The 14,380-nt window shown below is 30.0% G+C and carries 14 protein-coding genes and 1 riboswitch; of the genes, 5 read left to right on the plus strand and 9 right to left on the minus strand.

The window, feature by feature from the left end:
* Positions 1–315 precede the first annotated feature (315 nt).
* A complete protein-coding gene (locus B8978_RS18605; RefSeq protein ID WP_084117785.1) occupies positions 316–990 on the plus strand; it encodes a BON domain-containing protein in 675 nt (224 codons plus the stop codon).
* 73 nt (positions 991–1,063) lie between these two features.
* Here B8978_RS18605 and B8978_RS20440 read toward each other — a convergent pair whose 3' ends face one another.
* On the minus strand, positions 1,064–1,195 hold the full coding sequence (locus B8978_RS20440; RefSeq protein ID WP_278327295.1) for a hypothetical protein: 132 nt from the start codon (positions 1,193–1,195) through the stop codon (positions 1,064–1,066).
* 104 nt (positions 1,196–1,299) lie between these two features.
* On the opposite strand from B8978_RS20440, the gene B8978_RS18610 reads away from it, so the two are divergent.
* A complete protein-coding gene (locus B8978_RS18610) occupies positions 1,300–2,301 on the plus strand; it encodes a hypothetical protein (RefSeq protein WP_084117786.1) in 1,002 nt (333 codons plus the stop codon).
* A gap of 32 nt (positions 2,302–2,333) precedes the next feature.
* Positions 2,334–2,456: riboswitch (cyclic di-AMP (ydaO/yuaA leader) on the plus strand.
* Between the two features lie 3 nt (positions 2,457–2,459).
* Complete coding sequence (locus B8978_RS18615) at positions 2,460–3,032, plus strand: cell wall hydrolase (RefSeq protein ID WP_084117787.1); 573 nt, start codon at positions 2,460–2,462, stop codon at positions 3,030–3,032.
* Between the two features lie 538 nt (positions 3,033–3,570).
* On the opposite strand, the gene B8978_RS18620 is transcribed toward B8978_RS18615, so the two are convergent.
* Positions 3,571–4,431 (minus strand): NAD(P)/FAD-dependent oxidoreductase, encoded by an 861-nt coding sequence (locus tag B8978_RS18620; RefSeq protein WP_084117788.1) that lies wholly within the window; start codon positions 4,429–4,431, stop codon positions 3,571–3,573.
* Between the two features lie 121 nt (positions 4,432–4,552).
* Between B8978_RS18620 and B8978_RS19570 the strand changes: the two genes are divergently transcribed.
* Positions 4,553–4,795: a hypothetical protein gene (locus B8978_RS19570; RefSeq protein ID WP_139796098.1), complete on the plus strand. Its 243-nt coding sequence runs from the start codon at positions 4,553–4,555 to the stop codon at positions 4,793–4,795.
* Positions 4,796–4,849: 54 nt separating this feature from the next.
* On the opposite strand, the gene trxA is transcribed toward B8978_RS19570, so the two are convergent.
* From trxA to ptsP, 3 genes are all read right to left on the minus strand, one after another.
* Complete coding sequence (gene trxA, locus B8978_RS18625; protein ID WP_084117789.1) at positions 4,850–5,161, minus strand: thioredoxin; 312 nt, start codon at positions 5,159–5,161, stop codon at positions 4,850–4,852.
* A 173-nt stretch (positions 5,162–5,334) separates the two neighbouring features.
* Positions 5,335–6,570 carry a tetratricopeptide repeat protein gene (locus B8978_RS18630; protein ID WP_084117790.1) on the minus strand — a complete coding sequence of 412 codons (1,236 nt, stop codon included), beginning with the start codon at positions 6,568–6,570 and terminating at the stop codon, positions 5,335–5,337.
* A 179-nt stretch (positions 6,571–6,749) separates the two neighbouring features.
* Positions 6,750–8,366: a phosphoenolpyruvate--protein phosphotransferase gene (gene ptsP / locus B8978_RS18635; protein ID WP_084117791.1), complete on the minus strand. Its 1,617-nt coding sequence runs from the start codon at positions 8,364–8,366 to the stop codon at positions 6,750–6,752.
* Between the two features lie 289 nt (positions 8,367–8,655).
* On the opposite strand from ptsP, the gene B8978_RS18640 reads away from it, so the two are divergent.
* Complete coding sequence (locus tag B8978_RS18640; protein WP_084117792.1) at positions 8,656–10,671, plus strand: sigma 54-interacting transcriptional regulator; 2,016 nt, start codon at positions 8,656–8,658, stop codon at positions 10,669–10,671.
* Between the two features lie 46 nt (positions 10,672–10,717).
* Here B8978_RS18640 and B8978_RS18645 read toward each other — a convergent pair whose 3' ends face one another.
* From B8978_RS18645 to B8978_RS18660, 4 genes are read right to left on the minus strand one after another with little or no spacing between them, the layout of a single operon-like run.
* On the minus strand, positions 10,718–12,124 hold the full coding sequence (locus B8978_RS18645; protein WP_084117793.1) for a PTS fructose transporter subunit IIC: 1,407 nt from the start codon (positions 12,122–12,124) through the stop codon (positions 10,718–10,720).
* A 53-nt stretch (positions 12,125–12,177) separates the two neighbouring features.
* Positions 12,178–12,621 carry a PTS sugar transporter subunit IIA gene (locus B8978_RS18650; RefSeq protein ID WP_084117794.1) on the minus strand — a complete coding sequence of 148 codons (444 nt, stop codon included), beginning with the start codon at positions 12,619–12,621 and terminating at the stop codon, positions 12,178–12,180.
* A 5-nt stretch (positions 12,622–12,626) separates the two neighbouring features.
* Entirely contained in the window at positions 12,627–13,559 is a 933-nt protein-coding gene (gene pfkB, locus B8978_RS18655) for a 1-phosphofructokinase (RefSeq protein WP_084117795.1), read from the minus strand.
* Positions 13,560–13,565: 6 nt separating this feature from the next.
* Positions 13,566–14,333, minus strand: a complete 768-nt coding sequence (locus tag B8978_RS18660; protein WP_084117796.1) for a DeoR/GlpR family DNA-binding transcription regulator — start codon at positions 14,331–14,333, stop codon at positions 13,566–13,568.
* Positions 14,334–14,380 lie beyond the last annotated feature (47 nt).

The following is a 14,380-nucleotide window of genomic DNA, read 5'->3' on the forward strand; positions in this document are numbered from 1 at the left end:
TAGAGACAACTCTACTATGTATTTTAACCGTAGGTTTTGCTCTTTGGCACTTAAATAACAGTTTAATATGTTAATAAATACTTATTCATTGAAAACTATCGACCTTCGGTCAAAAAATGAATAACAAAATACTTTAGATTATAACTTATTAATTCAAAGATTTTTTGCAGCATAGCGGAGAAAAATCATCCATAGCCTTTTCACCGCGAAGCACAGGTGAAAACCATTCGCCCGTACTTCGAAGTATCTAACTACTATGTAAAAAGCTTATTTATTCAACATCCTAATATATACAATAAGAAAGGTGATGTCTTTATGAATGAACCAGTTAATGATCAAAGAATAGTAACTTCCATAAAATCAGAATTAATAAGATCCATGAAATACACCTCACAAGATATAAAAATCAAATCAGTGAATGGAATTGTAAGCCTTGATGGATTTACAAATGTATTAGCAGAAAAGGAAAATGCCGAAAGAATCGCATATAAAGTTGAAGGGGTAACTGAGGTTAAAAATAACATAATAATTTCTCTAGATGGCGGTGAAAGTGATAAGGAACTAACTAGACTTCTTAATGATAATTTAAGAAACAGCACATTCAAGGAGAGACTTTTAGGAGTAAGTGGAAAAGTTTCAGGTGGCAGTGCTCTTCTCGTTGGAAAGGTTTTAACTGAAAGAGATAGACAGCTTGCTATCAATGAGGCTAATAAAACATTTGGGATTAGAGATGTTGTGAGCACTATTAAATTAACAGCTTTCAAGGATGACACATCCCTTACAAATGATATCAATATGGCTCTTATGCAATCAAAAATTAATGTCAATGATATATCCGCTATTGTTATACGTGGGAAAGTCAATTTAACTGGTTATGCAGAAAAAAAAGAAGATTTTGATGCATTGGTAACTCTTTTACAGTCTATACCTGGAGTTGAGGAGGTTAATAATAATCTTAAATTATACACAGTAGGAACTGGAATTAGTTAAAATTTTTATTTTCATATCATATATTTTTAATTTATAAGTATATATAAATTAAAGTTTAATCTTTGTTAAAGATCTAGACTTGTGTTGTGTTTATCGTAATAGCTAGAGATTGCGAAGTAAAGATTAAAGAAAGCCTTCGGCTAGATGGAAGAATTGACGGCATTACCGTTAATTCTTTAATCTTGCCACTCTGGCAATCTTTCACCTTTTTACTCACGCAGTAGAGTAAAAAGCTTTAACCCGTGCTTCGCAATTTATTACTACTACGTAACAAAAAATTTTATTTCATAAATTAGGATGGGGAGAATTATGTTAGATACTAAATTTAAAAAAATAGCTATTTTATCAGCTACTATCACTTTTACAATATTTGTACTTATATTTATGATTTTTAATATATTCGTTTTAAATCAATATTATAAGTGTAGAAATCAGCTTAGTACATATGTGAACAAAATCAACAAAATTAATGAAATTAATTACTCTATTGTTAATGGACAAACCATCAATGTTAAAAATGCAAAAAGCTTTCTACCAAAAGCAATAAATTCACTTTCAAATTTAAATGCAGATATAAAAAATTATCATACCGATAATAAATATAATGATGTTTTTATTAATTTAAGAAATGGAGTTAGCTTTAACACATTAATGTATAAGCAACTTCTTGCAATAATAAACAATCCTAATTCATCTGACGTAAATATATCATTAAAAAATTTAATGGTTTATAAAAACAAATGTAATTCTTTCTATAATAAGATACAATCCCAAAATAATTCGTTTCGTTTACCTAAACAAAACGATACCTTACTTAATAATACTTCAAACTATATCTCTCTACTTGCAAATAAAAAAAAGGATGATGAAATTGTCAGTACGCAAAATTTGGAGTTCCAAAATAATCTTCAAAATGTACTTGATAAATTCAGCACTATAAAATGTAATTTATACTATTATGTAGAATGTGCAAGAAAAAATAAGATGACCTATTCTGATGTTCTATCAAAGGATACAAAAAATCAAAATAGCCTTAATGACTTAATTGAAGAGTTTTCAGCAATAAATATTCCTGAAGATAAAATTAGCATTTACAATGATTTTAAGAAAGTACTAGATGACTATAATTCTTATCTTAAGAGCTTTGCTTTATCAGTGAAAAAAGAAGAAAAACAGATTTCTAATTCAGATGATAACTCTGATTTATCGGATTTATACAAGGATTGCAATTCTAAATTAACTAATATGAATAAAGATTTTTCTTCACTAAAAGATAACTTTAATAAAATTATTAATGATAATTCCAAATGAAATTTTTTTTATTTTTGCATATGTTTTTTTATATAGGGAATAATATCAATAGCCTAAGTCATACGGGGAAACCATATTTTGGGGTGAATCACTTTTAAGTGTAGGTTATGCCTTTACCGAACCCGTCAGCTAACCTCGTAATAAAAGGAGGAGTTTAAATGAAAAAATTTATTTGGGCTGTTTTATGTATATCATTTTTAGGTATGTTGCCACCGAGTATTTCCAATGCACAAGTATTAAGCAAAAACGTTACTTATAATAATGGTGGGTCTCCACCTTATGTAAACAGAGGCTCAACGAATTTATATAAACAGAATTCAGATACTGTTGAAGTTTTTAATCATGATGGAAGAGCGTTTACCATTACAAATCAAGATATAGATTTAATGGCAAAAGTAGTTTATAAGGAAAGTAACGCTGAACCATATGAAGGAAAAGTAGCTGTAGCCTCTGTAATACTTAACAGATTAAAAAATAATCAATTTCCTAAAAGCATAGACGGTGTTGTAAAACAAAGATACGCTTTCTCATGCGTTGTAGATGGAAGGATAGATGCTGCACCTAACAAATCTTGTTATGATGCAGTTTATGATGCACTTAATGGTAAAGATCCTACTTCTAGTGCATTATTCTTTTACAATCCGAAAACATCTAGTTCGACTTGGATGGATACAATAAAAAAATATAATGTCAAACCAATAGGCAACCATGTTTTTTTTGTGGCTTATTAATTAGTTGATATAGTGTTATAGCATAATAGTTAGAAATTGCGAAGTAAAGACTAAAGAATTTTATCATAGCTAAAGCTAGATGAAAGCTTTGACGAGACTAATGCCGTCAAAAGTGAGAGAAGTTACTGACGCATCCGGTAAAAGATGAATTTCATAGTTTAAAGTAATTGGACTTATATTTTTTAAACCGTAGGTTTTGTTTTTAGGCGAAGCCTTATGGAAACAGTATCTACTTAAGTTTTTAGTACTACGCAAAGTTTAAGCTCGAGATACGACCTTCGGTCAAAAAATGAGGCCATAATACTTTAGATTATAAATTTAAGTTCAAAGATTTTTCGCAGTATAGCGAAGAAAAATCATCCATAGCTGTTTGCTGAAAGCAAATTCTATCACCATTAACGGTGTTATCGTTAATGCTTCCATCTTGCCGCAAAGGCAATCTTTAACCTTTTTACTCACTTAGTAGAGTAAAAATCTTTAGTCTTTGTTTCGCATTTTCTTTATATTATAAGTCATAACATCTTAATAAGAATATATTTTATTTACGTGTATCCAAATATTCTATTGCATTAAGCGCTGCCACTTGACCTTCTCCCGCACTTTTCAAATACTGATAAGGTTTTCCAGTACAATCTCCTGCAGCATAACATCCCTCTATATTTGTAAGCATTTTCCTATCAGCTTTTATATGTCCGTCCTCTACTAACAAACCTGGTACTAATTGAGCTGGTGCTACACTGTCTTTTAAAATAAATACTGCATCTGTCGATATCTCAGAATTTTTTAGCTGCAGTTTTTCTACCTTCTCATCTCCAAGTATTTCTAAAGGTCTATCATTTATTATTTGTATATTACTGTTTACCTCAACAGTTTCTCTGTACAAAGGTACATAATAAAGCTTTGATACAAGCTCACTTACATAATTTGCATCACTTTCTGCTTCTTTTGTATAAGCAACTATAGTTGCTGTTTTTCCCTTATAAAGTGGAGCATCACAAGTTGCACAATATCCAACACCTTTACCAATAAGTTCTTCTTCACCTTTTAATGGTTTACTAAATTCCATTCCTGATGCAATAATAAGTGTCTTTGACTCATAAGCTTTATCATTGACCATAAGTGTGAAATAATCTCCCATGGCATAAACTGCATTCACTCTTTCTTCAGTTATGTTTACTCCCATATTTTCTATATGTTCTTTAAATTTTGTTCCTAATTCTTCCCCTGTAATATCATAAAATCCTAGATAATTATTTACCTTAGGAGCCTTTTTAATCTTAAAGCTTAAATTTTTAGTTCCAAACAAAATATATTTTTTATTTCTAATCTTTGCATTTATAGCAGCAGAAAGACCTGCTGGACCACTTCCTATTATCGCTATATCATATCTTTCTTCCATAAATAATACCTCCATTATACCAAAAATTAAATAATCTAATAGTAAAAAATCGCCAAGTATTAGTTAAAGATTTTATCATAGCTAAAGCTAGATAAAAAGATTAAAGATAGCCTTCAGCTAGATGGAAGAATTGACGATGCTAAATCCGTCAAAGGTGAGAGAAGTTACTAACGTAACAGGATACAAAATGAATGCCACTACACTTTATATTGTAGAATTAAGTTCAAAATTTTTCACATGCAAAACTACAAAAAATCCTTATGATTACCTTTTGCTGAAAGCAAATTCTCTCATTATTAACGAAATTAACGTTAATTCTTTCATCTTGCCATTCTGGCAATCTTTAATCTTTTTACTCACGTAGTACAGTAAAAATCTTTAATCGTTACTTGGCAATCTCTACATATTATGAATAATTTTATACATATTTCTCTAATACTTCTTTTAATGCAGCCTTAGGTCTGAACCCAACTAAAGTTTCAGCTATATCTCCATCTTTAAATACAAGAAGTGTAGGAATACTTGCTATTTTATAATGGCTTGCAGTAGCTGGATTTTCATCTACATTAACTTTGACAAATTTAGCTTTTTCAGATAAATCCTCTGAAAGTTCTTCTATAACAGGTCCTAACATTTTGCATGGTCCACACCATGTAGCCCAAAAATCCACTACAACAGTACCCTTACTAATTTCATCATTAAAATTTGCATCCTTAACTTCATTAACCATAAATATCCTCCTTAAATATATACTTTATAGGTATATTTTTTACTTTAATTATATTGTTTAACCTTTAACTAGTCAATAAATCAGTTGTTTCAAATAATTAAATTGTATGTGATTTAATTGTACTACATGTTTCTTGAATTATCAACACGTATATCTAAATTATTTTCATAAGTTTATTTATTCCCATCAATTATACTTTTTATGTTGGAATTATTATAAATTGATTTTGGATATTCGTTAGAAAGACGATTTGCATATGCTTCTGCTTTATTAATATCTAAATTTTTATTAATCATTGCCATTTCATATAATACAGTTTCTTCATAATCCCCACTCCTATAAGCGGAATCGTAAATACCATAATATTTAAGTGCATTTTCATAGTCATTTAAATTTTGAAAACTGCTCCCTGTAAAATATATTATATGAGGCATTAAATAACTTCCCTCCCCATATTCATATGCTTTTAAATATTCATCTGTGGCTTTTGAGTAATCTTTGTTATTATAAAAATCCGTGGCTTTCTTATAAAAATAAATTACGCCTTTGCTTTTTAAACTTTCCTCACCCTCAGATAACAAAACTTTACTATTAGTATCCAGATTTTCACTTTTCCATTGATTTAAATAATCATATAATTTTTCGAAGTCTTTATTTGATAAAACATTTTTAAAATCATCATATGGAAAATCCTTTTTCTCTTCTGGAATTTTATTTATCTTATTTTTAGTTTTTTTGCTAATTTTATTTTTCTCTTTAACTACGGTATTTATCTTTTTATTACTGCTTATTTTAACTTTATCATTTGTAAACTTTATTGTTTTTACACCATAAATACATATTATAATAGCAACTATAATTCCAATTAAAAACATAACTTTTTTAGGACTCTTCTTATCTTTTATTACTCCATATTTAATTAGATTTTTTTTATTTTCTAATGCAATTTGGTTTTTTACATCTATAGCTAGAACCTTTTCTAAACTGTTTATAGATTTGTCAAAATCTCCTGTTTTCATATAGCAAATACATAAATAATTATTTACGTTAATACTATTATAATCGCTTTCTGCACATCTTTTAAGAAGTTCCAATGCTTTTTTTATTTCTACATTTTCAATAAGTTTTACCGCTTTAACATAGAGTTTGAATCTCTCTTCATCATTTTTAATTCCTTCTAAATATTTTTCAGCAACACTATCATTGTTCTCTCTAGAATTCAATTTCCACAATGCTTTAGCCTCGTTAAGTTCACCTTTTAAATAACATAAAATACCTTTAAGATCGATAGCAGCCTTATTTTTGATATTTGAAGAAATACTTTTTTCACAATATTCTAATGCTTTTTCAATATAACCATTTTGATAATAATCTAATGCTTTGTTGTAGTATTTTTGAGATTTATTCATATTATTTATCACCTTTTGTTGTAATTAAAATTTGTATACAGTTTATTATCGCATATATGTAATAATATTGTATATGCATTTTATTTAGTATATTTATAAGTATAAAAAATGACACAGCAAAAAATGCTGTGTCATTTTAATCATATATAAAAATATAAAATCAGAAAACGAATTTAAAATTAGTTGTTCATTATATATTTCTTAGCGTTTAGTATAGAAGATGCACTCATTGAGAATTCATCTAAACCATATTCCACAAGAGTTGGAATAGCTTTTTCATCTCCAGCCATTTCTCCACACATTCCGCACCATTTACCTTCTTTATGGGCAGCTTCTATTGTCATTTTTATAAGTCTTAAAACTGCTGGATGCATTGGGTTATATAGATATGAAACATTTTCATTCATTCTATCCGCTGCAATTGTATATTGAATTAAGTCATTAGTTCCTATACTAAAGAAATCAACATGTTTTGCAAGTTCATCTGCCATTACAGCAGCTGCTGGTATTTCTACCATTATTCCAGTATCAATCTTTTCATTATATGCTTTTCCTTCTGCTTTAAGCTCTCCCATACATTCCTTTAATACTTCTTTAGCTTCTAAAAACTCTCCTATTGAAGATATCATTGGGAACATTATCTTAAGATTACCAAATACAGACGCTCTAAGTAGCGCTCTAAGTTGAACCTTAAATATATCTTTTCTTCCAAGACATAATCTTATTGCTCTAAATCCAAGGAACGGATTCATTTCTTCTGGTAATGGAAGATATGGAAGTTTTTTATCTCCACCTATATCTAGTGTTCTTATAACAACAGGCTTTTTGCCCATTTTCTCTGTTACATATTTATAAGCTTCAAATTGTTCATCTTCTGTTGGCATTGAGTCTCTATCCATATATAAGAATTCTGTTCTGAATAAACCTACACCGTCTCCACCATTAGCTAAAACTGTATCAACATCTTTTGCTTTACCTATGTTTCCACAAACTTCTACACGTTTTCCAGCTTTTGTTACAGTTTCATGATTTATTAATTTTTTAAGTTCTTCTTTTTCTTCTTCATATTTCTTCTTCTTCTCAGTATATTCTTTTACTGTAGCTTCATCTGGGTTTATTATTGCAAATCCTTCTGCTCCATCTACAATAATAAAGTCTCCATTTTTTACACTTTCAGTTATATCATTTAATCCAACAACAGCTGGGATCTCAAGAGTTCTTGCCATTATTGCACTATGAGAAGTTCTTCCACCTATATTTGTTAAAAATCCTATTACTTTAGTTTTATCAAGTTGTGCTGTATCTGATGGTGTTAAATCATGAGCAACTATTACTGTGTTTTCTTCTAAATTTTCCATTCCTCCATCAGCATTTCCAGAAAGATTAGCTATAACTCTTTTACCAACATCTTTTACGTCTGCTCCTCTTTCTTTCATATATTCATCTTCCATGCCTTCAAATATAGCTGCATACATATCTATAACGTCTGAAACAGCTTTTTCTGCATTAACTGAGTTTGTCTCAACACCAGTTTCCATTGCTCCAGTAAATTCTGGATCATCTAAAAGCATTATATGACTTTCAAATACGGCTGCTTTGTCAGCACCTATTTCTTTTTCTGCTTTTTCCTTTATTGCTGTTAATTGTTTTCTTGAAGATTCAACAGCATTTTTTAATCTTGCTTTTTCAGCATCTATATCATCTATTTTAGTTTCAGTAATTTTTACTTCGTTTGTTGTTTTTACAAACACATGTCCAATAGCATATCCTTTTGAAGCTGCAATTCCTTTTTTCATCCTTATTCCTCCTAAAATCGACTAACTTATTTTATCTATTAATATATATAGCAATAATCGTGCCAAAAACTTTATTTATCTTGAAACCCCTTTAAATCATTAGTATTTTTATTTTTCATGTAAATTATACATAACATAAGTTGATAAATTTTATCAACTTATGTTTGGATTATATTAATAAAACCTCTAGCTTTAGCCTAAAATAAAGAGTAAAATTAAGTTGATAAAAAATATCAACTTAATTTTTACATTTGATATTTTTTATCAACATATATATAAGGAGATTTTTATGTTTAGAAATTGTATTGTCGTAAATTGTAAAAATGGAATTCACACAAGAATTGCTGCCATGATTGTGCATAAAGCTTCTGAAATTAAAAGCATATATAATATAAATCTATATATTAAAAAAATTGATGCCGGTGAACCAATGGCTGTAAGTATGTTAGCATTAGTATCTCAAAAAATACAAAATGGAGAATTAATTGAAGTTTCATGCAAAGAAGACACTCTTGATGGTCAAAAATCAGTTTTAGAACTTTGTGATTTCATAACAACTGGTTTAGAAAAAAATGAAACCCCAATTTCAAAATTAGATGCCATAATAGAACAAAATGCCATTGCAAATGAACAAATTCTAGAAAGCATACCAATGGGCATACTTGTAATAGATGCAAATTCTTATATTACCTTTATGAATGAATATGCTTTAGATCTTGTTGAAAAAAACAATGAAGAGGTTCTAGGAAGACCTGTTAACGAAATAATTCCAACCTCAGAGTTACCTTCAGTAATGAAGCTTGCAAAAAAACAAGTAGGTAAAATGCAACACATCAACAATAAGGTGGTTATAGCAAATAGGTCACCTATTGTTTTGGATGGTGAAATAATTGGTGCCATTGGTGTATTTCAAGATGTTTCTGAACTCATCGGAATGAGAGAACTCAATGAAAAGTTCAAAAAAATACTGGAAACTTCTCATGATTTAATTTGTTTTATAGACGAACACAGAAAGATAAGTTATGTAAATCCAGCTTACGAAAAAAACTTCGGTCTTAAATCATCCGATATATTAGGTAAAGATGTTAATGAAATTTCACCAAACGGATATAGAATGAAGGTTTTTAATTCTAAAAAACCCATAGAAAATAGACTTTACAATAAAAATGATGTTGCCATAATTTCTACTGTAGAACCAATTTTTATTGATTCTTATTTCAAAGGAGTTATATCAATATCAAAAACCGTTAATGAGATTAAAGATATAGCAAACAAGTTAGAAAAATCAGAAGAAGAATTAAATTATTATAAATCAGAATTAAAAAGACATACAAAATTAAGTGGAAATTTTTCTAACATAATTGGTGCTTCAAGGTCTCTAAAAGATGCCCTAATTATCGCAGACAAAGCTTCCTCAACAACTTCAACTGTCCTAATAAGGGGTGAAAGTGGTACTGGTAAAGAATTAATTGCAAAGTCTATCCATAATAATGGTGTAAGAAAAGACAAACCTTTTGTGAGAATAAATTGTGCTGCAATTCCTGAAAATCTTTTTGAAAGTGAAATGTTTGGTTATGAAAAAGGTGCTTTTACAGGAGCAGCAAAAAGTAAGCCTGGAAAGTTTAACATTGCTGATGGGGGTACTATTTTTCTTGATGAGATTGGTGATATGCCTAAATCTATGCAAGTAAAACTTTTAAGAGTTATCCAAGAAAGAGAGTTTGAAAGCGTAGGTGGTATGCTAACTCAAACTGTAGACGTAAGAATAATTGCAGCTACAAATAGAAACCTTGAGGAAATGATTGATACCAATGAGTTTAGAGAAGATTTGTACTATAGACTTAATGTTATTACCATTCCATTGCCACCATTAAGAAAAAGAAAAGAAGATATAAATTTATTAGTTGAAAACTTTATCGATAGAATTAGTACTCGACTTAATAAACCTGTAAAATCTATAGATAGTGAATGCCAACAATTTTTACAAAGTTATCATTGGCCTGGTAACATTAGAGAGTTGGAAAATGTTATAGAAAGGTCAATTAATTTATGTGATGATTCAATTATAACTAATAAAGATTTGCCTAATTATATAACTAATGTGGAGCCTAAAAATAGCAGTCTCATTAAGATTAGAGAAGATGGTGAATTAAAAAAATTAGAGGAATATGAAAAAGAGATAATAACCTTAGCTATGAAAAAGTATAAAAGTTATAATATGGCAGGTAAAGCATTAGGAATAACTCATAGAACCGTTGCTCTAAAATGCAAAAAGTATGGAATTGAAAAGCTTTTTGTTAATTAAAAATCAATTACCCCCTATGCATATTGCATAGGGGGTAATAAATTTTCTATTCAGCTATATCCTTCTTTATTACTGAAAGAATAACACCTGAAACTACTGTACCTACTACTAAGGCTATTAAATATCCTCCAAGGTTTGTTACAACATTTGGAATTGCTAAAACCCATACTCCACCATGTGGAACCGCAAGTTTACAACCAAGTATCATGGATAATGCTCCTGCAATTCCAGAACCTATCATGTTTGCAGGTATTACTCTTAATGGATCTCCTGCTGCAAAAGGTATTGCACCTTCTGTTATAAATGATAAGCCAAGTGCCCATGCTGCTTTTCCTGCTTCTCTTTCTGCTTCAGTAAATTTTTTCTTAGCTAATACTGTTGAAGCTAAAGCTATTCCAAGTGGAGGAGTCATTCCAGCTACCATAACTGCTGCCATTATAGGAGAGCCACCTGCAACTATTGTACCAGTACCAAAAACATAAGCTGCTTTATTAACTGGACCACCCATATCAAATGCCATCATGCATCCAAGAATTAATCCAAGTAGTGCTGCGTTTGTTCCTTGAAGACCTTTTAACCAAGCTAGCAATCCTGTGTTTATAGCTACAAGAGGATTACCTAATAAAAATAAATATACTAAACCTATTATTGCTGTTGAAACTAGTGGTAAAATTAAAACTGGCATCAAACCTTCTAATGTCTTTGGAAGTTTAATTATTTTCTTTAAACCTAAAACTAAATAACCTGCTAAAAAACCCATAACTAAAGCACCTAAAAATCCACTTGTACCACTTGCTGGCGGATGAGCTAAAAATTGTCCACTATAAATGGCACCGGATGCAAATGCACCACCTACAAAACCTGCTGCAATACCTGGTCTGTCAGCAATTGAGTAAGCTATATAACCTGCTAGTACTGGAAGCATAAGTGCAAATGCGCCTTTACCTGTTACGAATAATGCTTCTGCAACACTTCCTGGGCAATCAAAAACGTAAATTCCACCTAATGCAAAGCCTAAAGCTATTAGTAATCCACCTGCTGCAACAAATGGTATCATGAAGGATACACCTGTCATTAAGTGTTTATATACTCCCGATTTTTCTTTCTTTTCAACTACTGGCATCTTAGAATCTGCTTTTCTTTCTGTTGGTTTTGCTGCTAATGCCTGTTCAATAAGTCCTTTTGCATCTTTAATTGCTTCTTTAACTGGTACTTCAATTAATGGTTTTCCTGCAAATCTAGATTTATCTACATTTGTGTCTGCTGCAATAATAACTGCATCTGCTGCTGCTACTTCCTTATCAGTTATTACATTTTCAGCCCCTACTGATCCTTGAGTTTCAACTTTAATCTCGTGTCCCATTTCCTTTGCTGCCATTTGCAATGCTTCAGCTGCCATATAAGTATGTGCTATTCCAGTTGGACATGAAGTTACTGCTACTAATTTTTTCATTTTTAAACCCCCCTTGATTTTTCATTGTTTAGACTTTTAAAACTAACTTTGGCTTATTCAAAAACTTTTATAAATTCATGAAAACTTTTTGCATTATAGATTCCTTCTCTCGTTTCTGTATGCATTAATTTTCTTGAGATTTCGCTTAATGCCCTAAGATGTACATCACTAGATTCTTCTGGTACTGCTATAAGAAAAAACAAATGTGCTGGTTCATCATCCATAGATTTATAGTCAATACCTTTTTTACTTAGTCCAAATACAATTGATGCTTCTTTAACTGCACTAGATTTTCCGTGTGGAATAGCTATTCCCATTCCAATTCCTGTTGAAAACTCCTCTTCTCTTTTTAAAACTGCATTTTTAAAAACATCTTTGTCTATAACCTTTCCAGTATCAACCAATATGTCTATTAATTCATCTAATACCTCATTTTTATTGCTTGCTTTTAAATCAAAATTAACTCTATCTTCTGAAAACATCTCTTTTACTGACATAATATTTACCTCCTACTTTCTACGTTTAATTGATCTAAGTAACCGTTTACCTGTTCCATAGTACATGCATCTGTTCCTTCAAGACAAACCGCTGCTGTTCCACTTGCAACCGCATATTTTAATGTTTCTTCGTCTGTAAAATTATTTATCTTGCTATATACAAGTGCTGCAACCATTGAATCTCCAGCTCCTACAGTACTTTTAACTGGAACTTTTAAACCTTTACAATAATTGACTGAATTTTTTGTTACATAAATTGCACCCCTATGTCCCATAGATATAAGAATTTTACCTATACCATTATTTATTAATCTTTTTGATTCTTGTATTATAGCGTCTTCATTTTCTATACTTTTATTCAGCAATAATTCAAGTTCATGCTCATTTGGTTTTATTACATCTGGATTTTCCTTTATTCCCTCTTTTAGAAGTTCTCCATCTGCATCTAAAATTACAAATGCACCCTGTTCTTTAGCAATTTTAATTAATTTTCTATATATATCCTTGGAGATTGATGGGCTAACTCCACCTGATATAACAACTATATCACCTTGTTTACATAATTCCTTAAAGTTTTCAAGAAACTGGTTCATCTCACTTTTAGTTACATTTGGTCCTGCTTCATTGATATCTGTATATGTCTCATTTAAATAATCTACTATCTTAGTATTTGTTCTTGTATCATCATTAATTTTTACAAATTTATTTGATATACCTCTTTTATTAAGCTCTGAATTGAATGTTTCTTTCCAAATTCCGCCTAAAAACCCTGTGCAATTGGAATCAATATCAAAGTTTTTAAGTACCTTAGACACATTTATGCCTTTTCCTCCAATATCATATCTAATTTTTGATATTCTATTAACATTTCCAAGGCTAAAGTTATCTATTGATAAAGTTTTATCCATTGCCGGATTTAATGTTACAGTTATAACCATAACACATCACCCCCTTTTAATAATTTCAATTTTTACTCCTTGGTTACTGTATGCATTAATTATTTCTTCTGAAATATCTCCACTTGTTATTATTGAATATATATCTGTTATTGGACAAATCACTGAAAAACAAACCATATCAAATTTTGAACTGTCCGCAACAATTATTGCTTTTGATGCTGAGTTTATCATTGCTTTTTTACATTGAGCTTCAACTAGATTAGGGGTTGTTATTCCTTCAGTTAAAGAAATTCCATTTGTTCCTATAAAAGCTTTATCTACTCTAAAGTTTCTAAGCATATCTTCACAAATGTAACCTACCATTGCTCTAGTATTCATCCTTAATGCTCCACCAGTTAAAATTAATTCAATACTATTTTTACTTGAAAGTTCTACTGCGATATCTATTGAATTAGTTATTACGGTTATATTTTCTGCTGTTATATTTTTTGCTATTTCTAATGTAGTTGTACCTGAATCTAAAACTATAGTGTCACCATTTTTTATAAGCTTTGCTGCGTAATTGGCAATTAATGATTTTTCATCGCTTTTTTCATCTTTTTTTTCCATAAAACTTGGTTCAAAATTTGTTATTTCAGACTTTACGGCACATCCATGCGTTCTTCTAAGTAATTTTTTACCTTCCATTTCTTGTAGATCTCTTCTTACAGTTGCTTCTGATACACCAAAGTGTTCTGAAAGCTCATTTACTTTTATACTACCAGTTTTTTGTAGAATTAACCCAATTTCCATTTGCCTTTCTTCTGCAAACATATATATCACTCTTATCTAATTTTTATTTTTGTATTTATTTGCTTCTT

This window comes from Clostridium acidisoli DSM 12555 (genome assembly GCF_900176305.1).
Lineage (GTDB): Bacteria > Bacillota > Clostridia > Clostridiales > Clostridiaceae > Clostridium_I > Clostridium_I acidisoli.